At 57.1% G+C, this 26982-nt stretch carries 26 protein-coding genes; 10 read left to right on the top strand and 16 right to left on the bottom strand.

From position 1 onward, the window contains the following. Positions 1-254: 254 nt before the first annotated feature. Both GFB49_RS18130 and GFB49_RS18135 read left to right on the top strand, forming a co-directional pair. A complete protein-coding gene (locus tag GFB49_RS18130; RefSeq protein ID WP_153217356.1) occupies positions 255-593 on the top strand; it encodes a P-II family nitrogen regulator in 339 nt (112 codons plus the stop codon). A 28-nt stretch (positions 594-621) separates the two neighbouring features. Continuing rightward, on the top strand, positions 622-1953 hold the full coding sequence (locus tag GFB49_RS18135) for an ammonium transporter (protein ID WP_153217357.1): 1332 nt from the start codon (positions 622-624) through the stop codon (positions 1951-1953). 130 nt (positions 1954-2083) lie between these two features. Here the strand turns inward: GFB49_RS18135 and GFB49_RS18140 are convergent, their stop codons facing one another. The 4 genes from GFB49_RS18140 to GFB49_RS18155 form a co-directional block, all read right to left on the bottom strand. Next, complete coding sequence (locus GFB49_RS18140) at positions 2084-3268, bottom strand: amino acid aminotransferase (protein WP_153217358.1); 1185 nt, start codon at positions 3266-3268, stop codon at positions 2084-2086. Then, positions 3268-4134 carry a 3-mercaptopyruvate sulfurtransferase gene (gene sseA / locus GFB49_RS18145; RefSeq protein WP_153217359.1) on the bottom strand — a complete coding sequence of 289 codons (867 nt, stop codon included), beginning with the start codon at positions 4132-4134 and terminating at the stop codon, positions 3268-3270. The genes GFB49_RS18140 and sseA overlap by 1 nt, the downstream gene beginning before the upstream one ends. A gap of 102 nt (positions 4135-4236) precedes the next feature. Beyond that, complete coding sequence (smpB, locus tag GFB49_RS18150) at positions 4237-4719, bottom strand: SsrA-binding protein SmpB (protein WP_153217360.1); 483 nt, start codon at positions 4717-4719, stop codon at positions 4237-4239. 148 nt (positions 4720-4867) lie between these two features. After that, positions 4868-5401: a helix-turn-helix domain-containing protein gene (locus tag GFB49_RS18155; RefSeq protein ID WP_153217361.1), complete on the bottom strand. Its 534-nt coding sequence runs from the start codon at positions 5399-5401 to the stop codon at positions 4868-4870. 76 nt (positions 5402-5477) lie between these two features. Between GFB49_RS18155 and GFB49_RS18160 the strand changes: the two genes are divergently transcribed. Together GFB49_RS18160 and ilvD are read left to right on the top strand one after the other, a co-directional pair. Next, positions 5478-6710: a benzoate/H(+) symporter BenE family transporter gene (locus tag GFB49_RS18160; RefSeq protein WP_153217362.1), complete on the top strand. Its 1233-nt coding sequence runs from the start codon at positions 5478-5480 to the stop codon at positions 6708-6710. 76 nt (positions 6711-6786) lie between these two features. Beyond that, positions 6787-8619: a dihydroxy-acid dehydratase gene (gene ilvD, locus GFB49_RS18165; RefSeq protein ID WP_153217363.1), complete on the top strand. Its 1833-nt coding sequence runs from the start codon at positions 6787-6789 to the stop codon at positions 8617-8619. 273 nt (positions 8620-8892) lie between these two features. Here the strand turns inward: ilvD and GFB49_RS18170 are convergent, their stop codons facing one another. Then, positions 8893-9711, bottom strand: a complete 819-nt coding sequence (locus GFB49_RS18170) for a sulfotransferase family protein (RefSeq protein WP_153217364.1) — start codon at positions 9709-9711, stop codon at positions 8893-8895. A gap of 153 nt (positions 9712-9864) precedes the next feature. Between GFB49_RS18170 and GFB49_RS18175 the strand changes: the two genes are divergently transcribed. Further along, positions 9865-11442 carry a DUF5928 domain-containing protein gene (locus tag GFB49_RS18175; RefSeq protein WP_153217365.1) on the top strand — a complete coding sequence of 526 codons (1578 nt, stop codon included), beginning with the start codon at positions 9865-9867 and terminating at the stop codon, positions 11440-11442. 8 nt (positions 11443-11450) lie between these two features. Here GFB49_RS18175 and GFB49_RS18180 read toward each other — a convergent pair whose 3' ends face one another. The 3 genes from GFB49_RS18180 to GFB49_RS18190 form a co-directional block, all read right to left on the bottom strand. Beyond that, the gene (locus GFB49_RS18180) at positions 11451-11726 is read right to left on the bottom strand and encodes a DUF1330 domain-containing protein (RefSeq protein ID WP_194269393.1); all 276 of its coding nucleotides are present in this window, start codon (positions 11724-11726) and stop codon (positions 11451-11453) included. Between the two features lie 140 nt (positions 11727-11866). Further along, complete coding sequence (locus GFB49_RS18185; protein WP_153217367.1) at positions 11867-12502, bottom strand: DUF1523 family protein; 636 nt, start codon at positions 12500-12502, stop codon at positions 11867-11869. A gap of 147 nt (positions 12503-12649) precedes the next feature. Next, positions 12650-13858, bottom strand: coding sequence for an aminopeptidase P family protein (locus tag GFB49_RS18190; protein ID WP_153217368.1), 1209 nt, complete (start codon positions 13856-13858; stop codon positions 12650-12652). 62 nt (positions 13859-13920) lie between these two features. On the opposite strand from GFB49_RS18190, the gene GFB49_RS18195 reads away from it, so the two are divergent. The 3 genes from GFB49_RS18195 to GFB49_RS18205 all read left to right on the top strand — a co-directional run bounded on the left by GFB49_RS18195 (position 13921) and on the right by GFB49_RS18205 (position 17984). Further along, a complete protein-coding gene (locus tag GFB49_RS18195; RefSeq protein WP_153217369.1) occupies positions 13921-14070 on the top strand; it encodes a hypothetical protein in 150 nt (49 codons plus the stop codon). A gap of 113 nt (positions 14071-14183) precedes the next feature. Further along, on the top strand, positions 14184-15659 hold the full coding sequence (locus GFB49_RS18200; protein WP_153217370.1) for an NAD-dependent succinate-semialdehyde dehydrogenase: 1476 nt from the start codon (positions 14184-14186) through the stop codon (positions 15657-15659). 147 nt (positions 15660-15806) lie between these two features. Then, complete coding sequence (locus tag GFB49_RS18205) at positions 15807-17984, top strand: esterase-like activity of phytase family protein (protein WP_153217371.1); 2178 nt, start codon at positions 15807-15809, stop codon at positions 17982-17984. Positions 17985-18083: 99 nt separating this feature from the next. On the opposite strand, the gene GFB49_RS18210 is transcribed toward GFB49_RS18205, so the two are convergent. The 6 genes from GFB49_RS18210 to GFB49_RS18235 form a co-directional block, all read right to left on the bottom strand. Then, a complete protein-coding gene (locus tag GFB49_RS18210) occupies positions 18084-18548 on the bottom strand; it encodes an Hsp20 family protein (RefSeq protein WP_153217372.1) in 465 nt (154 codons plus the stop codon). Positions 18549-18673: 125 nt separating this feature from the next. Further along, positions 18674-19429, bottom strand: a complete 756-nt coding sequence (locus tag GFB49_RS18215; protein ID WP_246149786.1) for a trypsin-like serine peptidase — start codon at positions 19427-19429, stop codon at positions 18674-18676. A 56-nt stretch (positions 19430-19485) separates the two neighbouring features. Then, positions 19486-20307 (bottom strand): trypsin-like serine peptidase, encoded by an 822-nt coding sequence (locus GFB49_RS18220; RefSeq protein ID WP_343032631.1) that lies wholly within the window; start codon positions 20305-20307, stop codon positions 19486-19488. A 127-nt stretch (positions 20308-20434) separates the two neighbouring features. After that, a complete protein-coding gene (glcF, locus tag GFB49_RS18225) occupies positions 20435-21754 on the bottom strand; it encodes a glycolate oxidase subunit GlcF (RefSeq protein ID WP_153217375.1) in 1320 nt (439 codons plus the stop codon). Between the two features lie 3 nt (positions 21755-21757). Next, the gene (locus tag GFB49_RS18230; RefSeq protein WP_153217376.1) at positions 21758-22873 is read right to left on the bottom strand and encodes an FAD-binding protein; all 1116 of its coding nucleotides are present in this window, start codon (positions 22871-22873) and stop codon (positions 21758-21760) included. Positions 22874-22948: 75 nt separating this feature from the next. Then, positions 22949-24385, bottom strand: coding sequence for an FAD-linked oxidase C-terminal domain-containing protein (locus tag GFB49_RS18235; protein ID WP_153217377.1), 1437 nt, complete (start codon positions 24383-24385; stop codon positions 22949-22951). Positions 24386-24483: 98 nt separating this feature from the next. On the opposite strand from GFB49_RS18235, the gene GFB49_RS18240 reads away from it, so the two are divergent. Together GFB49_RS18240 and GFB49_RS18245 are read left to right on the top strand one after the other, a co-directional pair. Further along, complete coding sequence (locus GFB49_RS18240) at positions 24484-25245, top strand: DUF599 domain-containing protein (RefSeq protein ID WP_153217378.1); 762 nt, start codon at positions 24484-24486, stop codon at positions 25243-25245. Further along, entirely contained in the window at positions 25242-25601 is a 360-nt protein-coding gene (locus GFB49_RS18245) for a hypothetical protein (protein ID WP_153217379.1), read from the top strand. The genes GFB49_RS18240 and GFB49_RS18245 overlap by 4 nt, the downstream gene beginning before the upstream one ends. A 6-nt stretch (positions 25602-25607) precedes the next feature. On the opposite strand, the gene rlmH is transcribed toward GFB49_RS18245, so the two are convergent. Together rlmH and rsfS are read right to left on the bottom strand one after the other, a co-directional pair. Further along, positions 25608-26078 carry a 23S rRNA (pseudouridine(1915)-N(3))-methyltransferase RlmH gene (rlmH, locus tag GFB49_RS18250; protein WP_153217380.1) on the bottom strand — a complete coding sequence of 157 codons (471 nt, stop codon included), beginning with the start codon at positions 26076-26078 and terminating at the stop codon, positions 25608-25610. 71 nt (positions 26079-26149) lie between these two features. Continuing rightward, on the bottom strand, positions 26150-26533 hold the full coding sequence (rsfS, locus tag GFB49_RS18255; RefSeq protein WP_153217392.1) for a ribosome silencing factor: 384 nt from the start codon (positions 26531-26533) through the stop codon (positions 26150-26152). Positions 26534-26982: the final 449 nt, after the last annotated feature.

Raw genomic sequence — 26982 nt, forward strand, 5'->3', positions numbered from 1 at the left:
GCCTATATCCTGCCCGGTTTGCCCGTTTTACCAACAGTATGGAGCCAAGTTTGCATTGCAGAGCAGCAGTTTGTTAGGATTTGACCTTTGTTTTTTGCTGTTTTTTTAGGCAATGCGCAGTTTTTAAGCAAAATTTTTCAGCGCGGCTGCCTGATGAGCGCCTGATTGCCGCCCCCTCCGTTTCATCGACTCGTCACAATGGCTTTCCTGCCAGTGCGAATGAACGGGCGCAATGCCCGAGAAAGGGTGTTGAGATGAAAATGATCATAGCAGCCATCAAGCCCTTCAAGCTGGAAGAGGTCCGCGAAGCGCTGACCCAGATCGGCGTGTCGGGACTGATGGTGACAGAAATTAAGGGTTTTGGTGCGCAAGCAGGGCACACTGAAATCTATCGTGGAGCTGAATACGAGGTGAACTTTGTTCCCAAAGTAAAGCTCGAAATCGTGGTTCCAGAGGCGCAAGCGGACCAAGTGGTGGAGACAATCACCCAAACCGCGCGCACAGGTAAAATCGGCGATGGCAAGATCTTTGTGCTGGATGTGGCACAAGCCGTACGCGTGCGTACCGGCGAAACCAACCACGAGGCGCTCTAAAGCGTCCACAGGGAAGGAAATTACGGACATGAAAAAATTCACTCTCCCGCTGGCTGCGGCGGCACTTGTTGCCCTGCCCGGTCTGGCATTGGCCGACGATCCGGTTCCGGGTGTTAACCCGTCGACGGATTCGGTCTTCATCCTCAACTCGCTGCTGTTCCTGATCGGCGGCTTCCTGGTATTCTGGATGGCCGCGGGCTTTGCGATGCTCGAAGCAGGTTTGGTACGCGCCAAGAACGTCACCATGCAGCTGACCAAGAACATGGCGCTGTTCTCGCTGGCCGCGATCTTCTACTGGCTGATCGGCTATAACCTGATGTACCCGCTGGACAATTGGTCCATCGAAGGCGTTCTGTCTGGCGTATGGGGCCCAGGCGTTCTGGAAGCTGTGGGCGTAACTGCTGCTGAAGCTGACGCTTACGACTATGCGGCAACCGGCTCTGACTTCTTCTTCCAGCTGATGTTCTGTGCAGCAACCGCATCGATCGTATCCGGCACCCTGGCCGAGCGTATCAAACTGTGGCCTTTCCTGCTCTTCACCATCGTTTTGACCTCCGTGATCTACCCGCTGCAAGCGTCGTGGAAATGGGGCGGCGGCTTCCTGGATGCGATGGGCTTCCAAGACTTTGCTGGCTCCACCGTTGTACACTCTGTTGGTGGCTGGGCGGCTTTGACCGGCGCAATCATCCTGGGTCCGCGTATCGGCAAGTACAAAGACGGCAAAACCGTTCCGATGCCTGGTTCCAATCTGGCTCTGGCGACCCTGGGCACATTCATCCTGTGGATGGGTTGGTTCGGCTTTAACGGCGGTTCGCAGCTGGCCATGGGTTCTGTTGGCGACGTTGCTGACATCTCCCGCATCTTCTCCAACACCAACGCAGCCGCTGCAGGTGGCGCAGTTGCAGCGCTGGTTCTGACCCAGGTCATGTTCAAGAAACCTGACCTGACCATGATCCTAAACGGCGCGCTTGCTGGCCTGGTTTCCATCACCGCCGAACCGCTGGCACCGTCACTTGGTCTGGCGACCTTGATCGGTATGGTCGGTGGTGTCATCGTTGTCTTCGCAGTCCCGTTCCTGGACAAACTGAAAATCGACGACGTTGTTGGTGCAATCCCGGTTCACCTGATTGCCGGTATCTTCGGCACTCTGATTGTACCGCTGTCAAATGGTGACGCGACCTTCGGTGTTCAGCTTTACTCCATCGTTGTTGTCGGCATCTTCACCGTTGTCACCTCCGGTGTGATGTGGCTGATCCTCAAAGCAGTGTTCGGCATCCGCGTCAGCGAAGAAGACGAAGTCAACGGCCTGGACATGGCAGAGCTGGGCATGGAAGCCTATCCTGAATTCCAAGCCAGCTAAGCGCTGAGTGCAAAACAATCCTCAAAGCCCCGGGTTTTCACCCGGGGCTTTTTTGTTGGCATGACCAAGACACAAAAAACCGCCGTGCTGTTTGGCACGGCGGCTTCCTCGGTCTTGTAGAAACTGTGGTTTAGACGCCCGCGTCTACGATGGCCTGGGCCAGAATTGGCACGGTCTGCGCGTTGAGACCGGCAATGTTCATGCGGCTGTCGCCGACCATATAGATCCCATTATCCACGCGCATCTTCTCAACCAGCTCAGGTGTTGTGCCCAGCAAAGAGAACATACCCCGGTGCTGCGCGATAAAGCCAAAGCGGTCCGATCCGGTCAGGCGCTGCAGCTCATCCGCCAGCTGCTGACGCAGACCCAGCATGCCAAGGCGCACGTCTTCCAGTTCAGCGGCCCAATCGCTGCGCAAGGCATCATCGTTCAGGATCGTCGATACAATCCGCGCACCGTGATCCGGTGGGAAGGAATAGTTCTGGCGGTTCAAAAACGCCAGCGTCTGTTGGTTCAGCGCCTGCGCATTGGTGTCTTGTGCAACCGCCATCAACAGGCCGGTGCGTTCACGGTAGATCCCAAAGTTCTTGGAGCAGCTGGCCGCAATCAGCGTCTCTGGCACGGATGAGGTCACCAGACGCACGCCTTGCGCGTCTTCTTCCAGACCATCGCCAAAGCCCTGATAGGCAATGTCGATCATCGGGATCAGAGCTTTTTCCAACAGCACATCCACAACCGCCTGCCATTGGGTCAGGTTCAGGTTGGCACCTGTTGGGTTGTGACAGCACCCATGCAACAGCACCACATCGCCTGGCTTGGCCTCTTTCAAGTCCGCGATCATCCCATCGAAATCCACGCCGCGGGTTTCGCGGTCGAAATACCGATAGGTCACGGTTTCGATATTCAGATAGTTCAGGATCGAGATATGGTTCGGCCAGGTCGGATCCGAGACAAAGACCCGCGCATCCGGGTTGGCGGATTGGATCAGTTCAAACGCCTGACGCACCGCTCCAGTCCCGCCCGGCGTTGCAGCTGCGGCTACCTTGTCGCGGGCAACCGTATCACCCAGGATCAGATTGATCATCACATCGGAATAGGCCGGATCCCCAGCCAGACCGACGTAAGATTTACTCTCTTGAGTTTCCCAGATCTTCTGCTCAGCCGCTTTGACCGCGCGCATCACCGGGGTCACACCTTCGGCGTTTTTGTAAACACCAACGCCCAGATCAACTTTAGCGCTGCGCGGATCCTCACGGAATTGCGCCATCAGCGCCAGGATCTTGTCCGCCGGCTGTGCTTTTAGGTTCTCAAACATCACTCTTCTCCTGTCGCGATCGGCAATGTTGGAAAGGCACCCCATTCCACCCAAGAGCCGTCATAAAGCGAATAATCCGTCTTGCCGAGGCGCTCCATCGCCAGACATAGGATCGCAGCGGTCACCCCTGATCCGCAGGTGGTGATGGCCGGTTTGCCAAGGTCCACCCCTGCGCTATCGAAAGTTGCACGCAAATTCTCTGCGTCTTTCATCGTACCATCGGCATTCAGCAAATCGCCAAAAGGCACGTTCTTTGATCCCGGGATATGCCCCGAACGCAGCCCCTCGCGCGGCTCGGCAACCTCTCCACGAAACCGGGCGGCGGCGCGGGCATCGATGATCTCATGGTCGCGCAGCTTTGATGCGGACGACACTTGGGTCGCGTCCCGTACCAGGTGGTTTTGTACGCGAACAGTCATGTGGCGGTCGCGGATCACGGGCGGCATGTCTTCCAGCGCGCGCCCCTCGGCTTTCCATTTCGGCAAGCCCCCGTCCAGCACCGCCACATTGGTTTGCCCCATCAGTCGGAACAACCACCAAACCCGCGCCGCAGAAAACAATCCCTGCCAGTCATAGATCACCACCTGATGTCCATCGCCCACACCCATCGCCCGCAGGCGGGACATGAATTTTTCCACCGAAGGTGCCATATGCGGCAGGTCGGACCGATGGTCCGATACATCATCAATGTCAAAGAAACGCGCGCCAGGAATATGCTCTTGGTCAAAGGCCGCTTTGGCCGTTCCCTGTGCCTCTGGACCGCTGCCCACGGGCGGCATCGAAGCGTCCAAAATCCGCAGATCTGGGTCTTTGAGATGTGCCTCCAACCAATCGGTCGAAACAAGGGTCTTTGGATCGTCCTGCATACTTGCCTCCCGGAAAAACCTGCAAGCATGGGTACAGCTCCACCTGCGCCGGTGCAAGACAGGCCAGGGTGCCATTTGGCATAAATTTACGAAGGCTTCGGACTAGCTGTGATCTTTCAGCAGGCGCTGCTTCTGCCGGGACCAGTCTCGCTTGGCCTCCGTCGCGCGCTTGTCGTGGTTTTTCTTACCCTTGGCGATGCCGATCTTAATCTTTGCACGGCCTTTGTGGTTAAAATACAGAACCAAAGGCACCAGGGTCATGCCTTTGCGCTGAGTTGCGGACCACAAATCCGCCAGCTCTTTGCGCGACACCAACAGCTTGCGGCGGCGGCGTTCCACATGTTTGAACACTTTGGCCTGTTCATATGGTGGTATATAGGCATTCACCAGAAACAGTTCACCATTTTCCACAGCCGCATAGGAATCGGCAATGTTGACCCCATTGCCCCGCATCGCCTTGACCTCAGAGCCTTCCAGCACGATCCCGCACTCCAGATCGCTTTCGATTGCGTAATCGAAACGCGCGCGACGGTTCTCTGCGACAACTTTGTAATTTGGGTCGGTGGTTTGCTTCTTCTTTGCCATGGAGGGCAGATGTAAGCGGGAGCGGCGACAGGCGCAAGAGAGCGTATGCGCAACAGAGGCCCCAAACACAGCGCGTGCCCCCCGCGCGCGGGCCTTTGGCTGGCCCCTTGTCGCAACAGCCGACGCGCGCGCCTGTTTTAATTCCCTTTTAAATCCCTGCTCGAACGTAATGGTGGATGTTCAAAAACACAGCCCCCTGGCTACACCCGCGATAGACATGGGGCTGGTCCGCAGCAAAGCGAAAACCGGCCCCTGCCTCCAACGCATGTCGCGTTCCATCCACGTCCACCTCCATGGAGCCCGAAACCACAATCACATCTTCAATCAACCCCGCTTCATGTGCTTCGGACTGGTGCACCTGATCTGGCTTCAATGTGATCTCAAAGGTCTCCTCCCCCAGGTTTGCATCAAAAGGAAACACAATCCGCACCTCGATACTGCCGGGAAAGCGCACGGTTTCTCCTCCCAACGGGCAAGAGCGCTCTAGCAGCAACGCCGACAGGGGCAGGTGAAACCCTTGAGAAATTTTCCAAAGCGTCGCGATGGTGGGGCTGGATTCCTGCCGCTCGATCTGGCCCAGCATCGCCTTGCTCACGCCCGTCATCTCGGCCGCTTTGCTCAGACTCACCCCGGCCTCATTCCGTATCCGGCGCAGGTTCTGCGCGATGGTGTCCTCTTTCATATCCGCCCAACTCTTTGATCCCCCGTCCGTTTTTGCGGGGCTATCTTTTCGCTTGTGCGTTATAGCGTCCAAACCTATGTTGGCCGCTATAACGCACACAACACTTACCCTTGTCACCGCGGAAAGAAAAGAGCCCTCCATGCCACTAAAGCTTTCCCATATCGCCGCTGGCGCAATTGCCGTTTTGGTTGGCTATACCAGTTCGGTTGCAATCATTTTCCAAGCGATCGATGCGGTCGGTGCAACGCCTGCACAAGCCGCAAGCTGGATGATGGCCCTGGGGGTCGGCATGGGCGTAACCTGCCTTATTCTGTCGCTGCGATTCAAAATGCCGATCCTCACCGCTTGGTCGACACCTGGTGCTGCCCTGATCGCGGTGGGCATGGACGGGCTCACAATGAATGAGGCCATTGGCGCATTTATCGTCAGCGCCGTGTTGATCACCCTGACCGGCGTCACCGGATGGTTCGAAAAATTTGCCAAGTTGATCCCGGATACGCTTGCCAATGCATTGCTTGCTGGGATCCTGTTTGACTTTGGTCTTGCCGCATTTACATCACTTGGCGCGGACACGGCGTTGGTCTGTGTCATGGGCGCATGTTTCATCGCGGGGCGTCTGTATTTTCCACGCTACACTGTGCCAGCAAGCTTTGCGGTTGGCTGTCTCTTTGCCGGGCTCACTGGCAGTTTTGGCGCTTATGCCGACCTTGATCTGTCGCTGGCCACTCCACAATTTGTCAGCCCGACGTTCTCTGTTCAGGCCATCATTGGCCTTGGACTGCCGCTGTATATTGTGACCATGTGTTCGCAAAATATGCCCGGCGTGGTCACTCTGCGCAGCGCAGGTTACCCGCCCCCCGTCTCGGCCAGTTTGACGGTCACCGGTTTCGCATCGCTTGTTCTGGCGCCTTTTGGCGGGTTTGCCCTCAACTTTGCGGCCATCACCGCCGCCATCTGTGCAGGCCCCGAAGCAGATGATGATCCCGAAACACGCTACCTCGCGTCCGTCATGGCTGGTATCTTCTATTGCCTGGTCGGGCTGGGCGGTGCGGCTGTGATCAGCCTGTTCCTGATTGCCCCACCGGCCCTGGTTGCAACCATCGCCGGGCTTGCGCTGTTGTCGACCATTGGCAACAGCCTGTCCCATGCGCTGCAGGACGCCAAAGCCCGCGAGCCTGCTTTGATCACCTTTATGATCACAGTCTCAGGCATCAGTTTCTGGGGCATCGGAGCCGCCTTTTGGGCGCTGGTGATCGGTGTGGCCGTGAGCCACATCCTCAATCGCCCCAATCAGACCCAACAAAAGTAACCGAATTCGCCCCCAGATATTGCTATTATTGCGCAAATAGTGTCCCTGAGGGCCAAGACAGAAGGGAAACAGCAAAATGCCGATGTACCGATCAAGAACTTCGACCCACGGCCGCAATATGGCCGGTGCCCGTGGCCTGTGGCGCGCCACCGGCATGACCGATGGCGATTTTGGCAAACCGATTATTGCAATCGTCAACTCTTTTACCCAATTTGTGCCGGGTCACGTCCACCTCAAGGATCTGGGCCAGATGGTCGCCCGCGAGGTTGAGGCTGCAGGCGGTGTGGCCAAGGAGTTCAACACCATCGCAGTAGACGACGGCATCGCCATGGGCCACGACGGAATGCTCTATTCCTTGCCGTCGCGCGAAGTGATTGCCGACAGCGTGGAATATATGGTCAACGCCCATTGCGCCGACGCGATGGTCTGTATTTCCAACTGTGACAAGATCACGCCCGGCATGATGATGGCGGCCATGCGCCTGAATATCCCCGTCATCTTTGTCTCAGGCGGCCCGATGGAAGCGGGCAAGATCGATATCGCCGATCTCGACATGACCAAGATCGACCTGGTCGACGCCATGGTGGCCGCAGCCAACGAAGACTTCACCGACGAACAGGTGCAGCATATCGAAGAGAACGCCTGCCCAACCTGCGGGTCGTGTTCGGGCATGTTCACCGCGAACTCAATGAACTGCCTGGCCGAGGCGCTGGGTCTGGCGCTGCCGGGCAATGGCTCGACGCTGGCGACCCACGCAGATCGCAAGAACCTGTTCCTCGAAGCAGGCCGCAAGATTGTTGAGATCACCAAGCGCCACTACGAGCAGGAGGAAAAAGGCCTGCTCCCGCGCGAAATCGCAACCTTCGAAGCGTTTGAGAATGCGATGAGCCTGGATATCGCGATGGGCGGGTCGACAAACACGGTTCTGCACCTTCTGGCGATTGCCCATGAGGGGGCGGTGGATTTCACCATGACCGATATGGACCGCCTCAGCCGCGAGGTGCCTTGTCTGTGCAAAGTTGCGCCAAACATCCATAACGTCCACATGGAAGACGTACACCGCGCAGGTGGCATCTTTTCTATCCTGGGTGAGCTGAGCCGCGCGGGCCTGTTGCACAATGATGTGGCCACTGTGCACTCCAGCACCATGGGCGAAGCCATTGCCAAATGGGACATCGCGGTTGCCAACAATCCCGAAGCCGAAGCCCTGTTCAAAGCGGCCCCCGGCGGCGTGCGCACAACCCAGGCGTTCAGCCAGGCGAACCGCTACAAGGAGCTGGATGTGGACCGCAAAGGCGGCGTAATCCGGTCCAAAGAACATGCCTTCAGCCAGGACGGTGGTCTGGCGGTTTTGTTCGGCAATATTGCGTTGGATGGCTGCATCGTGAAAACGGCGGGCGTCGACGCGTCCAACCTGACGTTCACTGGCTCAGCCTATGTCTGTGAAAGCCAGGACCAGGCGGTGAATGACATTCTGACCGGTAAGGTTACAGAAGGCGATGTGGTGGTGATCCGCTACGAAGGCCCACGCGGTGGTCCGGGCATGCAAGAGATGCTGTATCCAACCTCCTATCTCAAATCCAAAGGTCTCGGCAAAGCATGTGCGTTGCTGACAGACGGCCGTTTTTCGGGCGGGACATCCGGCCTGTCCATCGGCCACGTCTCTCCAGAGGCGGCAGAAGGCGGCACCATTGGTCTGGTCGAACAGGGCGACAAGATCGAGATCGACATTCCAAACCGCTCGATCCATCTGGCGGTCTCGGATGAGGTTCTGGCAGAACGCCGCAAGATCCAAGATGAAAAGGGCTGGGAACCGGCAGAGCCGCGGAAACGCAAAGTGTCCACCGCGCTCAAGGCCTACGCGAAACTAGCGACATCCGCCGCAAAAGGTGCCGTCCGCCAGGTCTGAGCCACGGCCCCCAAAGATATTCAACCATACCCCAAACGGCCCGCTCCCTGCGGGCTGTTTTTATTATCCCAAGCCCTCCCGCGTCTTCTGGGCCTCTCGGCTACGCCGAGCCGCCCGCCTGACTTGGGCCGAGCGCCGCTCACGCGGCGTGCGTTTGCCGCAACGGTTCGGCACAAAACAACCGCGCCGCGCATCAGCGCGGCGCTTGGCCCAACGGGGGAGGAGGCTTTTTTTAAAGCCTCCGAGACGGGCGGGAGCCCTTGCCCTTAGGGGTCAACCCCCAAGCTTGGCATGGACCTCATCCAGATCGATCTCGCCGATGGGCATCTTGTTGCCTGGGTTTTCAAAGTCATATTTGAAAACTTCGAAATCGCGTTTGTAGATTTCATAGATCAGATGCATCGACAGATCGTCAAAATAGTCCTCGACGGGATGCGCACGTTTGGGACCATGGCCTTCGCTTTCGTTGAACCGCGGAACCGCTGCCAGATCCACGACATGCGGCGTCTCGATCGCATCGATCACATCCTGCATGCCTTCGTTGAACTTCTCGGTCCAGATGATCTTGTCGTAGCGTCCGCCGTTACAAATAAACGTCGACACATGGCCCGAGGTTGACGACCAGTGAATATCTGGATCCATTGGCCGACGAAAGCGAATGGTGTCGCGCACAAACAGCAGGAACCGGCGAAAGCTTTTGATCTGATCGAACTCTTGCTTGCCGTCCTCGCCGCCAACTTCGATCCCGTATTCATAGGTCAGCTTGGGCACCAAATTGCCGCGATAGCGGCGGCCGTTGCGCTGGATGCCGCAGATCTTGTCAAAAAACGAGCTCAGTACCCGCGTATAGGGGTTGCGCACACAGGTGAACGCATAGGCTTTGTGGCCCGTCACCGTGTCCAGGATTGGCGCTTGGCTGTGGTCCAGGGCCCATTTGTGCAGGCCATCTTTTGCGTCATGGATATCACCGTCGAAAAACCGCCCGTGATCCGAGTAGTGCATGATCTGGCCGATGGTTGAACAGGCGCATTTGGGCACAACCCGATACACAACACTTTGACTTTCGGTCATCCAGGTTCCAGGAAACCCCATTTACGCTCCTTGATCGTATCCATGCGAAATATATCGCAGTTTCTGGGCAATCATAAGACTTGATATAAAATACAGAACATTAAGGTTTATTCACTTTGCGATCCCGCTTATCAAGGGAAACAATTCTCGGTACCCGGACATTTCGTTTTTTGTATGGCCAAAATCGCCTATATCCTTCTTTGCCACAAAGACCCCGAGGCCGTGATCCAGCAGGCGTCGCAGTTGACGACCGTTGGCGATTACATTTCTATCCATTTTGACGCTCGGGCCCCGAAATCTGACTATGACCAGATCCGCCAAGCGCTTGCTGAGAATCCAAATGTCGCCTTTGCCCGCAAGCGCATAAAATGCGGCTGGGGTGAATGGTCATTGGTGCAGGCCACCCTTCACGCGCTGGAAACAGCCGTCACCGCTTTTCCCCGCGCCACCCATTTCTATATGGTCTCTGGCGACTGCATGGCCATTAAAACTGCAGAATATGCGCATCAGTTCCTGGATCAGCGCGACCAGGATTTCATCGAAAGCTTCGACTTCTTTGACAGCAACTGGATCAAAACCGGCATGAAGGAAGACCGGCTGATCTATCGACATTTCTTTAACGAGCGCAAACACAAGGCGCTGTTTTATGCCAGCGCAGATTTGCAACGGAAACTGGGCCTAAAACGCAAGATCCCCGCAGATCTTCAGGTGCAGATTGGCAGCCAATGGTGGTGTCTGCGCCGTCGGACAGTGGAGCGGTTGCTTGCGTTTTTGAAAACACGCAAGGATGTCATTCGCTTTTTCCGCACCACTTGGATCCCAGATGAGACGTTCTTTCAAACCCTTGTGCGGCATTTGGTGCCCGAGCATGAGATTGAGACCCGCACACTGACGTTTTTGATGTTCAGCGACTATGGGATGCCGATCACGTTCTACAATGATCATTACGATCTGTTGCTGCGCCAGGACTTTCTGTTTGCGCGGAAAATCAGTCCCGAAGCGCAGGAATTGAAACTGCGGCTTGGCAAACTCTATGCCGCAAAGGATGTGTCCTTCTCCATTTCAAACGAAGGGCGCAATCTGCAAAAGTTCCTGACAGAACGTGGCCGGGTTGGACGCCGGTTTTCGCCGCGGTTTTGGGAAACCGAAAGCACCCTTGGCCGGGAGCGGGAGCTGATGATCATAACATGCAAAAAATGGCATGTTGCAAAACGTCTGCTGGAATCCGTGCGTCAGGTCACCAATCTGCCTTGTCTTGAATATCTTTTTAACGAGGAAGGCACCCCCCTGCCCGATCTTGGCGGTATTCAGGCTTCCTTGGGCAAACGCACCCGCCACCGGCGTGCACTGATGCGGATGCTGTTTGAATACTATGACAGCGACCGGATGGTTGTCTGTATGGATCCAGCGTCCCTGGATCTGATCCAGGATTTTTATTCTGACCGTTCACGCACCCGCCTGTTGCAGGTGGAGTGCATATTCTCGGACAGTTATCTGGCTGGCCATGCCCGCCGTGTCGGGCTTGCGGGTGAGGCCACATCACAACAGTCTTTGGACCGGCTGTTGCCTACGATCCGAAATGACATTCTGTTTGAATCTGACCGTCTGCGGGACGCCAATCTGGATCACCATATGATCCTGCGTCAGACCAATGAGCCTGCCGTAAACCTGGAAAAACTACAAAACTTCCTGTCGATCTCGCCAGAGCAGGCCGATCGCATATTGCAGACCGACCATCTGTTTGCCGACTGACGGGGCAGCTATTCGACAATACTGACTTGGTAATTGCAAAAAGCCTGTTCGCGAATAGGCCGGATGGCGGCATATTCCGAACTGTTGAACAGCCGATCGACCACGTCTTGGCTTGGGTATTCGATCAAGGTCACGGTCTGCGCTTGATCCCCTCCTTCAAGAGAGTGCTTGACTGTGTAACTGCGCACCACGCGACCGCCAGCTTGATGTATCAAAGGGGTTGTCAGGTACAAGTAAGTCGAGAGCGCTTCGGGGTTTTCCTCATTTACGGATGTAACTGCCATGACCGTTACCGGCATTTCCCCACCTTTGCCTATACCTTCACATGTTCACCTTAGGTCAATCGCAAGCTGGACGTCACGCAGATTGCCGAATTTATTCGGATAGGCGTGCTGTATAAACAACCATTGCTCTATACTTTAGCCTATTTCTTCTTGAACCACCGCATCAGGCTGGCTTTGCGTTCGGACACCGCATCGCCAACGGCAAACAAATTGTCTTCGACATCTTCCACCAGCGGATCCACGCGGCGCGCTTTGAACCGGCGCCAGCGCACGTAGATCGCCCAGAACAATGCCGCCAGCACAATCAGGATGATGATGCTGTGCCAGTTGGTGACTTTGACATCCGGACCTGCCACGGGTTTCAAAGACACTGCATTGGGAAAGATCGACAAGAATTGATTGCGCCACCCGTAATGGCGGACCGCGACCCATTCGGGCGTGTCTTTGGTGGAAATGGCGTCATTGGCCTCGGTATAGAGGTTCGCCGTGTCGAATTTGAAATAGGGCGGCCAGCTCCAGCCTGTGTCTTCGTTACGATAGACAATCGCATCGCCATTGGGGCGCACGGCCTGAATGAACTGCACATCGCGGTTGGTCAGGTTCTGCGTCTGCGCATCCGGGCGCGACCAGAACAGGCGTGTCCAGTCATTCAGCTCTTGGCGCTCTTCATAGGTGTTCACAATGCGCACAATATCGTTCTGCGGCAGCGTGTAATGCAAAAAGGCAGCGATCAGCCCCCAAAACACAAGGGTGAGACCCCAACGCACATAACCCATAAAACGCCTCCACGAATGTGACGCGTTGCCCGCGCCGTGATGCCTATGTGGGGCATGCAAAGCAAAAGCCCAAGCGTCAAGTGCTGCAATTGTGACAATTTGCCTGTGATGCAGGAAAACGCCGCCACCAAAGCGGCGGCGCAGCTTTCACCCTATGACGTTAAACGCGGGACCATAGGGGTATTTGGTGATGTTGTCATTCCCCTCATCGGTGATGATCAGGATGTCGTGTTCGCGATATCCGCCTGCACCGGCTTCGCCGTTGGCAATGGTCAACATCGGCTCCATTGAGATTACCATGCCCGGTTCCAGAACTGTGTTGATATCCTCGCGCAGTTCCAGCCCTGCTTCACGGCCATAATAATGCGACAGAACGCCAAACGAATGCCCGTACCCAAAGGTCCGATATTGCAGCAGATCCCGTTCCGTAAAAAATCCGTTGATCTGCTCGGTCACCTCAGAACAGCGCGCGCCGGGTTTCAGAAGAGACATGCCATATTCATGGGCCGCCACATTGGCCTGCCAAACCTCAAGGCTCGCCTCATCCACCTCACCCACAAACATCGTCCGTTCAAGCGCGGTGTAATAGGCCGAAATCATGGGGAATGTGTTCAGCGACAGAATATCGCCACGCTCTAGCTTGCGGGCGGTTACCGGATTATGCGCGCCGTCTGTGTTGATACCGGACTGAAACCAGACCCAGGTGTCGCGGTATTCTGCATCCGGAAACCGCTTGGCGATCTCCAACTCCATTGCGTCCCGACCGGCCATGGCGACGTCAATTTCACGCACGCCTTCTTTGACGGCATCCCGGATCGCAAAGCCCCCCACATCCGCCACGGCGGCACCTGCGCGGATCAGCTCGATCTCTGCCGGGGACTTGCGCATACGCTGCTGCATGGTTGCCTCAAACAGATCCACCGTTTCAGAGGGTTTCAAAAAGCTTTTGAGCTTTTCCAGCTGAAGCAAGGTCAGGTGGTCGCTTTCATAGCCAATACTGATGCCTTCTCCGGCGACCGAGACGATGGCGCGCCAGAAGTTGTCGCGCTGCCAATCCGTATAGGTGATATTGTCGCAAAACGACCGCCGCCACGGCTGGCCTGCGTCAATGCCGGCGCTGATTGTGACCGCCGCATCTGCGGTCACCACCAGCCCATATGGGCGGCCAAAAGCGCAATAGGTAAAGCCAGAGTAATACGAGATATTGTGCATCGAGGTGAAGACCGCCGCCTTTACCCCCTTGCTCGCCATCAATTGGCGTAGGGTGTGAATGCGCGCTTCATACTCTGTGACTGAAAACTGCAACGGCGCTTTTTCACCGTTGTGATACCGATACATATCAGGACGTGCAGCCATGCTGGATCCTTCCTTTCGACAAAGAAAGCTCCCGGCGTTCAGGAATACTGTGGAACCGGTCCATGACGACAAGGATCCCCCTGCCCTGTCATGTGGCGACGCCATCGCCGGACCGTGCCCCTATTGAGGCGATGATCGCCCAAAAACTCAAGGAAGAATTTGAACACACGTTCCCTTGTGCTGCGAAAGAACAGGCAATTGCACATTTCTAGCGCGAAACAACTGGCTTTACGGGCCCACACAAACTGGAGTTAGTATCGCTTGTAGACATTGCCTAACATCTTTGGTCTCGATGCGCCAAACCGTATACAAGGACATCCTCCTCATGACCCAAACCGCGACCGATCTGAAATCTCTGCTTGCAGACCCCACCTTGCTGGAATCCCGTGCCTATGTCGGCGGTCAGTTTGTCGACGGCGATCTTCCCGCCTTTGACGTTGTGAACCCCGCGCGCGGCGATGTGGTGGCACAGATGACCGATCTGTCCCGCGCGCAAGTAGCGGGTGCCATTGCACAGGCAGAAGCCGCACAAAAAGACTGGGCGAAATGGACGGGCAAGGAACGCGCCGCGATCTTGCGCAAATGGTTTGATCTGATGATGGAGAACCAGGAAGATCTGGCCATCATTTTGACAGCGGAAATGGGCAAACCGCTGGCCGAGGCGCGCGGAGAGATCGCCTATGGCGCTTCATTCATTGAATTCTTTGCCGAAGAGGCCAAGCGGATCTATGGGGAGACAATCCCAGGTCATCAACGCGACAAGCGCATCACCGTTATGAAACAACCCATCGGTGTTGCCGCGTCGATTACCCCCTGGAACTTCCCGAACGCAATGATCACCCGCAAGGCAGGCCCGGCACTGGCGGCAGGCTGCGCCTTTGTCGCGCGCCCGTCTGAGGAAACGCCATTGTCGGCAACCGCGCTTGCCGTGCTGGCAGATCGCGCAGGCATTCCGGCAGGTGTGTTTAATGTGGTCCCCAGCCTCAACGCGTCCGAAATCGGCAAAGAGTTCTGTGAAAATGATGCAGTGCGCAAGCTCACCTTTACCGGGTCGACCAATGTGGGTCGGATCCTGCTGCGTCAGGCCGCTGACAGCGTGATGAAATGTTCGATGGAGCTGGGCGGCAACGCGCCGTTTATCGTGTTTGACGACGCCGATCTCGATGCGGCCGTCGAGGGCGCGATTATGTGCAAGTTCCGCAACAACGGGCAGACCTGTGTCTGCGCAAATCGGATCTATGTGCAGGCCGGTGTATATGATGAATTCGCCGAGAAACTGCGCGCCAAAGTGGCCGAGATGAAAGTCGGCGACGGCTTTGAAGGTGACACAGCCTTTGGCCCGCTGATCAACGCCAAAGCGGTGACAAAGGTCGAAGAACATATCGCCGACGCCACCGCCAAAGGAGGCACCGTTATTCTGGGCGGCAACCGGTCTGACCTGGGAGGAACCTTCTTTGAGCCGACCATCATCACCGGTGCCACAACGGATATGGTCTTTGCCACCGATGAAACCTTTGGCCCGATGGCACCGTTGTTCAAGTTCGAGGACGAGGACGCGGTGATCGCCATGGCTAATGACACGATCTTTGGTCTGGCCTCTTATTTCTATGCCAAGGATCTGAGCCGCGTCTACAAAGTGGCCGAAGCGCTGGAGTATGGAATCGTGGGCGTCAACACCGGCATTATCTCAACCGAGATGGCCCCGTTTGGCGGCGTCAAACAATCCGGCCTTGGACGCGAAGGTAGTCACCACGGGATTGAGGACTACCTAGAGATGAAATACATCTGCATGTCCGTATAATACCCTGGTGTTGTTACAATAACTTCACCATTAAAGGCCGCGGTTTTTCAACCACCGCGGTCTTTCATATAAGTGAAACAATTCTTTCGCACAGCTGTTACAATTCAGGCGTCATCTCCCTCCCGTATTCAACTTGGGAGACACCGGATGTCCGCGCGCTTTATCTGCCTGACATCGGCCCTGGCCCTGACTGCTGTTCAGGCCTCGGCTGAAATGAATTTCAACCGCATCGCTTCTTTCCCGGTCATCAAGAACATGGCCGAAGGTGAAGACACCAAACGCGAAAGCTCGCCCGAGATCATCGACGCGACTGCGGATGGCATGACCCTCGTCTACACCGACAGCCCGCTGGGCGCTCTGGGCATGATCGACATCACCGACCCGGCAAATCCGGCCCCAAAGGGCAACATCGATCTGGGTGGTGAGCCTACATCTGTTGCGATTGTTGGCACCACAGCCTACGTCGGTGTGAACACCTCTGAAAGCTACACGCAGCCCTCTGGCTTCCTGAAAGCCATCGACACCAACACCGGTGCCGAAGTTGCGGCCTGTGACTTGGGTGGCCAGCCCGACAGCGTTGCCAAAGCAAAGGACGGCTCGTTCATCTCTGTTGCGATCGAGAACGAGCGTGACGAAGACCTGAACGACGGTGTCATCCCACAGCTGCCTGCAGGCAACCTGGTGATGATCAACACCACCGAGGGCGGCCTGGACTGTTCCTCCATGAAAATGGTTGACCTGACTGGTCTGGCGGACATCGCAGGTTCCGACCCCGAGCCCGAGTATGTCTCGATCAACGGTCTGGGCGAAACCGTCATCACCCTGCAGGAAAACAACCACATGGTTGTTGTGTCCAAAGACGGCGAAGTTCTGAACCACTTCTCGGCCGGTGCTGTTGATCTGAAAGACATCGACGCCACCGACGAGCGCGGCGCGCTGATCTTCACCGAGAGCCAAGACGGCCGCCTGCGCGAGCCGGATGCGGTCACCTGGATCGATGACACCCATTTTGCGATTGCAAACGAAGGTGACTACAACGGTGGTTCGCGTGGCTGGACCATCTTCAACAAAGATGGCACCGTTGTTTACGAAAGCGGCACCGACTTTGAAAAAGCCATCATCCAAATCGGCCACTACCCGGACAAACGCTCTGACTCCAAAGGGGTTGAGCCTGAATCCGTGACCTTTGGCGAATTTGGCGGCACACCTTACGTATTTGTTGGTGCTGAGCGCGCCTCTGTTGTTGGCGTTTACGACGTGACAGACCCAGCAAACCCGGTTCTGAAGCAGCTGCTGTCCTCGGGTGTTGGCCCAGAAGGTTATGTCACCATTCCTGAGCGTAACCTGCTGGTCTCCGCAAACGAAAAAGACCTGATCGAAGACGGCGGCGCACGGGCTCACGTGATGCTGTTTGAATATCAGGACGCACCGGCACAGTACCCGCACCTGACTTCCGAAGGCGCAGATGAGCTGATCGGTTGGGGCGCGATCTCTGGCATGGTTGCCGACGAAGACGGCATGATCTACGCGGTGAACGACAGCTTCTACAGCTTCCAGCCGTCGATTTTCAAGATCGATCCGTCCCAGACCCCGGCGCGCATTGTGGACGTGATCCGCGTGCACCGTGCCAACGGTCAGCCCGCCCAGAAACTGGACCTGGAAGGCATCACCCTGGACGGCAAAGGTGGCTTCTGGCTGGCATCTGAAGGCCGCACCGACCGCGCGATCCCGCACGCGCTGTATCACGTGACTGCAGAGGGTCTGATCAAAGGCCACAAGCAAGAGTTCGGCCTGCCCGCAGAGCTGATGGCTGTTGAGAAGCGCTTTGGCTTTGAAGGCATCACCAAAATCGGCGACACCCTGTGGATGGCCGTTCAGCGTGAATGGAAAGACGACCCCAAAAACCACGTGAAACTGGTGGCCTACAACACCGAGACCAAAGAATGGGGTGCTGTGCACTATCCCAAAGCGGAGCCTGCAAAAGGCTGGACTGGCCTGTCCGAGATCGTCGCACACGGTGACTATGTTTACGTCATCGAGCGTGACAACCAGCATGACGATCGCGCCGTGACCAAGAAGGTTTACCGCATCCCTGCCGCCGAAATGGTTCCGGCTGCACTGGGTGGTGAGCTGCCAGTGGTTTCAAAAGAGCTGGTGCGCGACCTGCTGCCCGACCTGAAGTCGACCGGCGGTTATGTTCTGGACAAGGTCGAAGGCCTGGCGATCCTGAAAGACGGCACAGCGTTTGTCTCCACCGACAACGACGGTGTGGACGACAGCTCGGGTGAGACCATGTTCTGGACCATCGGCAACGTCGCAAACTAATTCAACGTGATGCGGGGCTGAAACCGGCCCCGCACCATTGGTTTAGACACAACAAAAAAGCCCGCCAATCGGCGGGCTTTGTCGTGCTATGCGCCGCGATCAGTTGACCGCTTTGGCCTCGATCTCTGCCGTCTCGGGCAGCTGGCCATTGATGGCAATCCGGCGGGGTTTCAGCGCTTCGGGCACTTCGCGCTGCAGTTCGATGTGCAACATGCCATCCGCATGGCTGGCACCGGTCACCCGGATGTGGTCCGCCAGCGTAAAGCGGCGTTCAAAGGCACGGGTGGCGATCCCACGATGCAAATAACTGCGCTCACCATCTTGTTCGGCCTTTCTGGCGGCAATGATCAGCGCGTTTTCCTTGACCTCAACGCTCAGCTCAGCTTCCGAGAAGCCAGCAACGGCAATTGAGATCCGATAAGCATCTGCAGCGGTTTTTTCAATGTTATAAGGAGGGTAGCTTGGCTGGGACCCGTCGGCAGTCAAGGCCCGGTCCATCAGATCCGCGATTTGGTCAAAACCAATGGTCGCGCGGTGAAGCGGCGCGAAATCAAACGTACGCATGTCGTTTTATCCTCTTTCAAGAGCGATATATGTCAGTGCCTTCCCCAGGGGACAGGCGGTTTAAACATCCAGGCCCCACCTTGGGCGACCCGAACACAACCGACATAAGCGCATTCAAAGAGGTTTCAACCGCCGGGACGGACAAATTTCGCGCTGCTGCGCGCGCCGCCGGTTTGCCGCACAGCAGTTGCGGGACCAACAGGTGCTGTGACACGGTTGCGGCGCATCTGCGCTTTGAGCTCAGCAACCCGTTCAGGTAGTGCCATTCCATAGGGTATCCTGCGCCCGTTCGAAATGCGATGACCAGAGATGATGGACACAATACGCCCGCGGCCGCCTACCTTGGAAAACACTGGTGAACCCGAGGAGCCAGGGGCCGTAGAGCAATCAAAGTCATACAGATCTCGATAACGGTCGACAATTGCGCAGTGTTTCTGCCGTGACGGCGCACCAGAGCGACCACGGCCATAGGATGTAATCGAGATATCATCTCCGAAATCCTTGCCCGAGTGCAGAATAAACGGATCCGCGATTGTTGTACTGATCGGATCGCGCAAGCGGATCAGCGCAACATCATGGCGCACCCTGTCCCAGCTTCTTTTCCCGTTCGCGAGATATTTCGGATGGGCTTCGACCTGCAGCGCCTGACGTTCGGCGAGTGCTACACCGTCACTGAGCCCTGCGCGAAACGTAATCTTGTCCGCCGGGAGCAGCTTACCGTCTTTCCCGTAAACGCAATGCGCCGCGGTGAGCACCAAATCAGTTTCGATCAGCGTCGCGGTGCAATAGCCCAGACCGGAAAGATCAAGCCGCCCGACGGCTTCCCACCCCAATAGATCACCGCGTTGGGTCAACCGGCGCAACCCACTGGTTTCGGCCATGCTGGACTGCACAAGGCAAAACAAGCCAAGCACCGCCCATATTACCACGCGCCACATCATGGCTTTACGAACTTGGCACCGGTTTCGGCAGGCGCATCGCCGACGCGCACACGCCGCACGCCGACTGGCGCCTGAAACCGGCCCCCCTGCGGCGCGGCCAGATTGGCGCGCAACAGGTCCAGATCCTCCGCAAGCGAGGCCCCAAGTGACACGCGCTCCCCTTTGACTTCTGCCTTGGCAGAAATCACCGAGACGATGCGCGGCGTGTCAGTTTCAAACGAAAAGACCGGCGCACCTGATGAGCCAAAATCCACATCACAAGACATCACCAACACCCCGCTTTGGCGGGCCATCACACCGCAGACTTCCTGCAGCGACGGCACCTCGGCCCTGTCATGGGCATATGAGACCACACCGATCTTGTCCCCTTTGCGCGGGCGTGCGTCGGTCTCGAACGGTTTGACCGTGGTGTTTCGGATCGGGCGTTGCAGTTGCAACAGGGCAATGTCATTGCGCACCCGGTCCGATGAAACCTCGTCATCATAGACATAAGATGGGTGCACCGTGGCACGTTCCACCGACCGATAGGCCGATGCGCGCCCATTGCGCCATCCGGCCAGGAATTCAATGGTTGTGGGGTCCAAGGCGGTGCGCGTGTCGGGATTGTACAAACAATGCGCCGCAGTCAAAACCAGATCCGGCGCGATCAATGCACCGGTGCACAGACCTTGGCCGTTCAGATCAAGACGCCCAACCGCGTCCCAGGCCCGTCCCGCATCCAATGTCTCCAACCGCTGCAAATGGCTGTCCTGCGCCACACTGGTCGTGGCCAACCCACCCAGCAGCAACGCTGCAATAGCTTGCTTAAATGCACGCACCCTTTGCGCTCCCAATAGTCCACTTACTTAAATCACCTTGCAACTTTTGCGGGCGAGTGGGGCGAAAATGGGGCAAGTCACAGGTTTTAAAAAGCTGTTAACACGCCTGTGACTGTATTTAAGCGCTTTATCGCAACATTGGCACCGGATTTGCCGGATTGCCTTTGGTCAGGGCACGGGGCTTTGGCCCGCCTGTGGCCCAATCCAGCAGCTCAACCGTATGCACAACCGGCACCTTTGTTGCTGATCCGATCTGCATCATGCAACCAATGTTTCCCGCCGCGATCACATCCGGATTGCGCGCTTCCAACGTCTTGACCTTGCGGTCCTTCAACTTGGCTGAAATCTCAGGCTGCAACAGGTTATACGTCCCTGCTGAGCCGCAGCACAGATGGGGATCCTTTGGCTCCACCACCTGAAACCCGGCCCGCTTCAACAGATCCTTGGGCGCGGTTTTCACCTGTTGCCCATGCTGCAAAGAGCAGGCCGAATGATAGGCAACCATGAGATCTTGGCCTGTGCCCTCGGGCATCTCCAACCGCTGCAACAGCTCGCTCACATCAACCGTCAGGTCCGCCACCTTCTGGGCCGCCTCAGCCAGATCTGTGCCTTTGAACATATGGCCATAATCTTTTACAGTTGTGCCACAGCCCGAGGTATTGATGACAATCGCATCCAGCCCGCCTTTTGCGATCTCAGCTGTCCACGCGCGAATATTCTTGGCCGCCGTTGCATGGCTTTCGGCCTCACGTCCCATATGATGGGTCAGCGCGCCACAGCAGCCTGCACCTTCGGCCACAACCACCTCACAGCCCAGCCTGCGTAACAAGCGGATAGTGGCATCATTGATATCGGTGTTCAGCGCTTTTTGCGCACAACCTGTCATCAGAGCCACACGCATTTTCTGTGTCCCCTGCGGCGCAAAGCTCTGCGGATCGTCATTGCGCGACACAGGCGGTATGGTTTTGGGTGCCATCTCCAACATGGCGCGCAAACGTGGGTCAGGCATCAGATGCCGCAGTGGGCGACCAAGCTTGGCCCCCAAAAGCGCAAGCCGAAACCGCCCCGGATAGGGCAGGATCCGCGACAGAATCCAACGCAGCGCCCGGTCCGAGAACGGCCGCCGATAGCGTTCCTCGATATAAGCCCGCGCCTGATCCACCAGATGCATATAATGAACGCCTGACGGGCAGGTGGACATACAGGCCAGACATCCCAGGCAGCGATCAATATGTTTGACCGTTTTGGCATCTGGGTCACGCTCGTTTTCCAGCATATCCTTGATCAAATAGATCCGGCCCCGCGGGCTGTCGAGCTCATCGCCGAGCACCTGATAGGTCGGACAGGTGGCGGTGCAAAAGCCGCAATGCACGCAGGACCGCAGGATCTCATTGGCGCGCTGGATCTTTGGATCACGCAGCTGCGCATCGGTAAAATTCGTTTGCATCGACTACCCCATCAGCCCTGGGTTCAAAATTCCACGCGGATCAAACTGCGCCCGCAACCCTGCAGCCAAAGCTGCAAGCGGCGCAGGCTGTGGCTCAAACCGGGGTACATCATCCTGCCCAGCGCCAGGGCGCACCAGGGTGCTATGGCCTCCAACGCTGGCAAGCGCGGCGCGCAGGTCCACTGCGGGATCGACCATGCTCCAGATCAACCCACCGGCCCAATCCAGAAGGTGTTCGCCGGAGACCTGATCCACGACACGCAGCATATCGCTTGGCTTGACCGAACTGCGCCAGACAGCGCCAGCTTTATCGTGAAACGGCGCTACGTCCCGCACTGCTTTCCACAGGGCGTCACTCTCTCCCGCATCCGTCACCAGTTTATCAACCGGTGTCGCTGGCATGCGCGATTGCAACTGCCCCAAACGATACAGAACCGAAGTCTCAAAACCTTCCAAGCGCACCAGCGTCTTGGATGTTCCGTTCGCGCCGGGCAGACGCGCAGCGCCTGTTACGTCAAACGGCGAATTCATAGCACCTTGAAACACAGACAGGCTCTCTGCCCAATCCAAGTCATTCCATACTAGCGTGCCGGTAAACTCCGCTCGCGGCAGAACTTTGAACGATACTTCGCTCATCACACCCAGCGTGCCATGGGCGCCGGCCATCAGCTTGACCAGATCATAACCGGTGACATTCTTCATGACCCGGCCGCCGTTTTTCAAAATCTCACCGCGCCCATCCACAAAACGCACCCCCAACAGGAAATCACGCGCAGCCCCCGCCTGGACCCGGCGTGGACCGGAGCTGTTGGTGGCAAAGGCACCGCCAATGGTCGGCGCTCCACCGCGCCCCAGCAAACCGCGAAGATCTGCGGGTTCAAATGCCAGCTGCTGGCGCTCTGTCTCCAACATCGCCGTAATCTCAGCCACAGGTGTGCCCGCAGCCGCGACCATGGTCAGCGCACCGGGCTCATAAAGGGAGACACCAGAGAGCCCCGCTACGCTCAACTGCGCTCCGGTTCCGGTCAAACCGCGGCTGTCACCACCGCTAATCCTTAGGGGTCCCTGGGCCTCTGCAACCGCAGTTGCCAGTTCACTCTCATCCTTGGGCGTGATCATTTCATCTTTTCCAAAATACTTTGGGGGGTGTTGAGCCCCTTTGGGGCGAAACGAGGGGGGCAAAGCCCCCCTCTCTCAAAAGGGCTGACGCCGCGCAGCGGTGACCGACAAGGGAAAGACTTTGGCAGGGTTCAAAAGCCATTTGGGGTCAAAAACATCCTTCACCCTCAGCTGTGCTTCCAGATCCTGCGCTGAATATTGATGCAGCATCAAATCCCGCTTCTCAATCCCGACGCCGTGTTCTCCAGTCAGGCAACCGCCCACCTCAACACAAAGCTTCAAGATCTCCGCGCCCAGCGCTTCGCAGGTCTCCAGTTGGCCCTCCTGATTGGCGTTAAACAGGATCAGCGGATGCATATTGCCATCACCGGCATGGAACACATTGGCCACTTCCAGCCCGTATTCCTTGGACAAATCCCCGATACGGCGCAAAACCTCAGGCAGGGTCGATACAGGAATTGTCCCATCCAGACACATATAGTCGTTGATCTGACCCATCGCGCCAAAGGCGGACTTACGGCCCAACCAAATCCGTCCGGCTTGATCCGCATCGCGTGCCTCACGCAGCTCAACCGGGTTGTGCGCCTTGGCAATGGCAATAATCCGCGACAGCTGGTCGTCAATTTCTGCGGCACTTCCTTCGACCTCAACAATCAACAGGGCTTCGCAATCGGGATAGCCTGCTTTGGCAAAGGCTTCGCAGGCGCGGATACAGGGGCGGTCCATAAATTCAATTGCCACCGGCAAGATGCCTGATTTGATAATGTCCGACACGCAGGCGCCCGCCACTTCATTGCTGTCAAAGCCGATCAAAACCGGGCGCGCGCCTTCGGGTTTGTGCAGGATCCGCAACGTCGCCTCTGTCACAACACCCAACTGCCCTTCCGAGCCGCAGATCACCCCCAACAGATCCAGGCCACCCGAATCCAGATGCGCACCGCCGATCTCAACCACGCGGCCATCCATCATCACCATAGTGACGCCCAGCAGGTTATTGGTGGTCACGCCATATTTCAGACAATGCGCCCCGCCTGAATTCATCGCGATATTGCCGGCGATGGCACAGGCCAATTGGCTGGAGGGATCCGGCGCATAAAAGAACCCTTCGTCCTCAACCGCGCCGGTCACGCTCAGATTGGTGCGGCCGGTCTGAACCCGGATGATGCGGTTGTCGTAATCCGTCTCCAACACGTCATTCATCCGCGCCACGCCGAGGATCACACAATCCGCCGTGGGCAAGGCCCCGCCCGCCAGCGAAGTGCCCGCACCACGCGGAACCACGGGAACGCCCTGGGCATGGCAGATGCGCAGAACATCTGAAACTTCTTCCGTTGAGCTTGGCAGAACCGCCAACATCGGCGGGCAGCGATAGGCCGTCAGCGCATCACACTCATAGGCGCGCGTCTCCATCGGATCGGAAATGACAGCATCCTGCGGCAGCACCTCATGCAGGGCGGCAATCAAGGACGCTTTCTTTGCAATCACCTGCTGATCGGGCTGGGGCATCTCCATGGCTGTCGCTCTCCTCTGGCGGCGGCTTCAAACTGGTAAAATTATATTACCAATTTTTCCACCTGACAAGCCCCCTCTATCGACACTAAGCTGCGCACATGACTTGGTTGAACCGTATCTCTATGTTTTCTCCGCTAGATTTCGCGGGCCTTGCCTTTGTTTTGGTGGCATGGGTCTGGATCGGTTGGCGTATTGAACACCCCTCGCCGACCCGCCCGTCAGTGTCGATTCTGATGGCAGACTTCCGCCGCGACTGGATGACAGTCATGGTCACGCGCGAGCCTCGGATCTTTGACGCACAGCTGGTCAGCAACCTGCGCCAGGGCACCGCTTTCTTTGCCTCTGCCTCGATGCTGGCCATCGGCGGTGGTCTCGCCCTGATGGGCCAAGCCGACCAGTTGGCAGGCATTGCTGGCGACTTCATCCAGGCCGAAGCGCCGATCTTTGTCTGGGAAGCCAAGATCATCGCCGTATTGCTGCTGCTGTGTAATGCGTTTTTGAAATTTGTCTGGTCGCACCGGCTGTTTGGCTATGGTTCAGTCTTAATGGCGGCGGTTCCCAATGATCCCGCCGATCCGCTGGTTCACAAGCGCGCAGCGCAGGCAGCGGAATTGAACATCGCCGCCGCCCGCAGTTTTAACCGTGGAATGCGCGCCACCTACTTCTCCCTATCGACATGTGCATGGCTGGCGGGATCTGCGCCTTTGATCTTTGCCACCTGCGTGACGCTGGCCGTGCTGTATCGGCGCGAGTTTGCATCGCGCTCACGCGAGGTTTTGCTCAACACGCCAGCCAACCACGCGCTTGCACGCAATCGTGAGGAGCAAAGCAATCAAAGCGCCGATAAGCTGGTGACATGAAACAGATTGCCGTTTTACTGATTGCCCTCATCGCTCCTGCCTCCGCAGCTCTGGCAGACGCGCCCGAAATTGTTGCAGCCCAGGCCAGTCAACGCGGGGACAGCTGGTCCTTTGACGTGACCATTAAACATCCGGACACCGGTTGGGATCACTATGCAGATGGTTGGCGGGTGCTGGATGCTGATGGGGCCGAACTGGGTCTGCGCACCCTGTTTCACCCACATGAGCACGAGCAACCCTTTACCCGATCGCTCAGCGGTGTGGCGATCCCCAAGGGCACAACACAGGTGTTTATTCAGGCGCGGGATAATGTGACCGGCTGGGCCGAACCGCTGTATGCTGTGCCGTTGAAATAGCCCAAATCAGCTGCGGTGATAGGGCGTACCCGCCTCGATCGTGGCAGCACGATAGATCTGCTCTGCCAACATCAGCCGCACCATCATATGCGGCCAGACCATCTTACCAAATGAGATCGAAAAATCCGCCTCAGCCCGCAGGCTGGGATCAATTCCGTCAGCCCCCCCGATGACAAAGGCCAGATCCTGCCGCCCGCCATCACGCCAACCGGCCAGTTTTTGGGAAAACTCGGGCGACGTCAGCAGTTTGCCACGTTCATCCAATGTACACAGCATGGCCCCTTTGGGCAAAGCCTTGCGCAGCAATGCGGCTTCGGCTGCCATCCCTGCGTTTTTCTTATCCTCAACCTCGATCACCCGCGCAGGCCCAAGCCCAAGCGCCCGCCCAGTGCGATCAAACCGTGTGAGGTAGTCGTCAATAAGTGCCTTTTCTTCCCCGGAGCGCAGCCGCCCGACGGCACAGATGTGAATGCGCATCTGGAAAAAGCCTTTGCTGTCGGTCGCGTCTTAGGCGACCGCCTCAAATCTCAACAATCGGCGTCCCGGCGTTAAACGGTAATCGGGGCCACAGACGAATCCGCTCCGGCGGGCTGCCACATCTTTTCGATCTGGTAGAACTCGCGCACTTCGGGACGGAACAGATGCACAATCACATCTCCGGAATCGATCAAAACCCAGTCGCCGGCATCCTTGCCTTCGACTTTGCATCCGATGCCATACTCTTGCTTTAACCGGTCCATCAGCTTTTCGGACATGGCCGCAACCTGACGGGTCGACCGACCTGAGGCCACAACCATATAATCGCCAATGGATGATTTGCCCCGCAGATCAATCTGCACGACATCTTCGGCTTTATCATCATCAAGAGAAGAAAGAATACGCGCCAGCAGCGCTTCGCTGGTGGGCTGTTGAGGGGCGGGTTTGACCGCCAGAGTGTGGCCGCCTTTGCTCGCCACGTCAGCTTGGGGTGACAGGACAGTGTCCTCCTTTAAAAGCGCCGCACATCCCGGCGCAGGGTGGTTTAACCATAGCAAAAGCACCCCAGTTTTTCAACGCGAGCTGAAAGACGAAGGGCGAATCGAAGCGTCTATGTGCACGAATTCGCTCAAATGCGAAAGGCGAAACCGGATCTTTGGCGGAAACATTTGGAATGCAACCTGTGATGTTTCTCCATTTTCGTCAGCGCGGGACACCCCCGACACAGCGGCCCCCGCAAACTTTGCCCCCGCAACGTCCCATTGTCCCCTGCTCCCTTGCTAGTCCGAGGCGAGTTCTGTAAAGGACGACCATGGAACGTATCTTTGATATCTCCGACAGGGCTTGGTTGCCTTGGCGATTTCACGGCGCGATGCGCTCGGTGCTCGCACGACTGTGAATTCGG

The organism is Tritonibacter litoralis (assembly GCF_009496005.1).
In the GTDB taxonomy this organism is placed as follows: Bacteria; Pseudomonadota; Alphaproteobacteria; order Rhodobacterales; family Rhodobacteraceae; genus Epibacterium; species Epibacterium litoralis.

Coding starts and splice junctions, on each gene's coding strand:
- ilvD (WP_153217363.1), top strand. CDS start 6,787: ATGCCGATGTACCGATCAAGAACTTCGACCCACGGCCGCAATATGGCC.
- GFB49_RS18230 (WP_153217376.1), bottom strand. CDS start 22,873: ATGATCACGCCCAAGGATGAGAGTGAACTGGCAACTGCGGTTGCAGAG.
- GFB49_RS18245 (WP_153217379.1), top strand. CDS start 25,242: ATGAAACAGATTGCCGTTTTACTGATTGCCCTCATCGCTCCTGCCTCC.
- GFB49_RS18195 (WP_153217369.1), top strand. CDS start 13,921: ATGACGACAAGGATCCCCCTGCCCTGTCATGTGGCGACGCCATCGCCG.
- GFB49_RS18215 (WP_246149786.1), bottom strand. CDS start 19,429: ATGGCCGAAACCAGTGGGTTGCGCCGGTTGACCCAACGCGGTGATCTA.
- GFB49_RS18140 (WP_153217358.1), bottom strand. CDS start 3,268: ATGTTTGAGAACCTAAAAGCACAGCCGGCGGACAAGATCCTGGCGCTG.
- GFB49_RS18170 (WP_153217364.1), bottom strand. CDS start 9,711: ATGGGGTTTCCTGGAACCTGGATGACCGAAAGTCAAAGTGTTGTGTAT.
- GFB49_RS18130 (WP_153217356.1), top strand. CDS start 255: ATGAAAATGATCATAGCAGCCATCAAGCCCTTCAAGCTGGAAGAGGTC.
- rlmH (WP_153217380.1), bottom strand. CDS start 26,078: ATGCGCATTCACATCTGTGCCGTCGGGCGGCTGCGCTCCGGGGAAGAA.
- GFB49_RS18190 (WP_153217368.1), bottom strand. CDS start 13,858: ATGGCTGCACGTCCTGATATGTATCGGTATCACAACGGTGAAAAAGCG.
- glcF (WP_153217375.1), bottom strand. CDS start 21,754: ATGCAAACGAATTTTACCGATGCGCAGCTGCGTGATCCAAAGATCCAG.
- GFB49_RS18185 (WP_153217367.1), bottom strand. CDS start 12,502: ATGGGTTATGTGCGTTGGGGTCTCACCCTTGTGTTTTGGGGGCTGATC.
- GFB49_RS18205 (WP_153217371.1), top strand. CDS start 15,807: ATGTCCGCGCGCTTTATCTGCCTGACATCGGCCCTGGCCCTGACTGCT.
- GFB49_RS18240 (WP_153217378.1), top strand. CDS start 24,484: ATGACTTGGTTGAACCGTATCTCTATGTTTTCTCCGCTAGATTTCGCG.
- smpB (WP_153217360.1), bottom strand. CDS start 4,719: ATGGCAAAGAAGAAGCAAACCACCGACCCAAATTACAAAGTTGTCGCA.
- GFB49_RS18155 (WP_153217361.1), bottom strand. CDS start 5,401: ATGAAAGAGGACACCATCGCGCAGAACCTGCGCCGGATACGGAATGAG.
- GFB49_RS18135 (WP_153217357.1), top strand. CDS start 622: ATGAAAAAATTCACTCTCCCGCTGGCTGCGGCGGCACTTGTTGCCCTG.
- GFB49_RS18235 (WP_153217377.1), bottom strand. CDS start 24,385: ATGGAGATGCCCCAGCCCGATCAGCAGGTGATTGCAAAGAAAGCGTCC.
- GFB49_RS18160 (WP_153217362.1), top strand. CDS start 5,478: ATGTTGGCCGCTATAACGCACACAACACTTACCCTTGTCACCGCGGAA.
- sseA (WP_153217359.1), bottom strand. CDS start 4,134: ATGCAGGACGATCCAAAGACCCTTGTTTCGACCGATTGGTTGGAGGCA.
- GFB49_RS18210 (WP_153217372.1), bottom strand. CDS start 18,548: ATGCGTACGTTTGATTTCGCGCCGCTTCACCGCGCGACCATTGGTTTT.
- GFB49_RS18200 (WP_153217370.1), top strand. CDS start 14,184: ATGACCCAAACCGCGACCGATCTGAAATCTCTGCTTGCAGACCCCACC.
- GFB49_RS18180 (WP_194269393.1), bottom strand. CDS start 11,726: ATGGCAGTTACATCCGTAAATGAGGAAAACCCCGAAGCGCTCTCGACT.
- GFB49_RS18175 (WP_153217365.1), top strand. CDS start 9,865: ATGGCCAAAATCGCCTATATCCTTCTTTGCCACAAAGACCCCGAGGCC.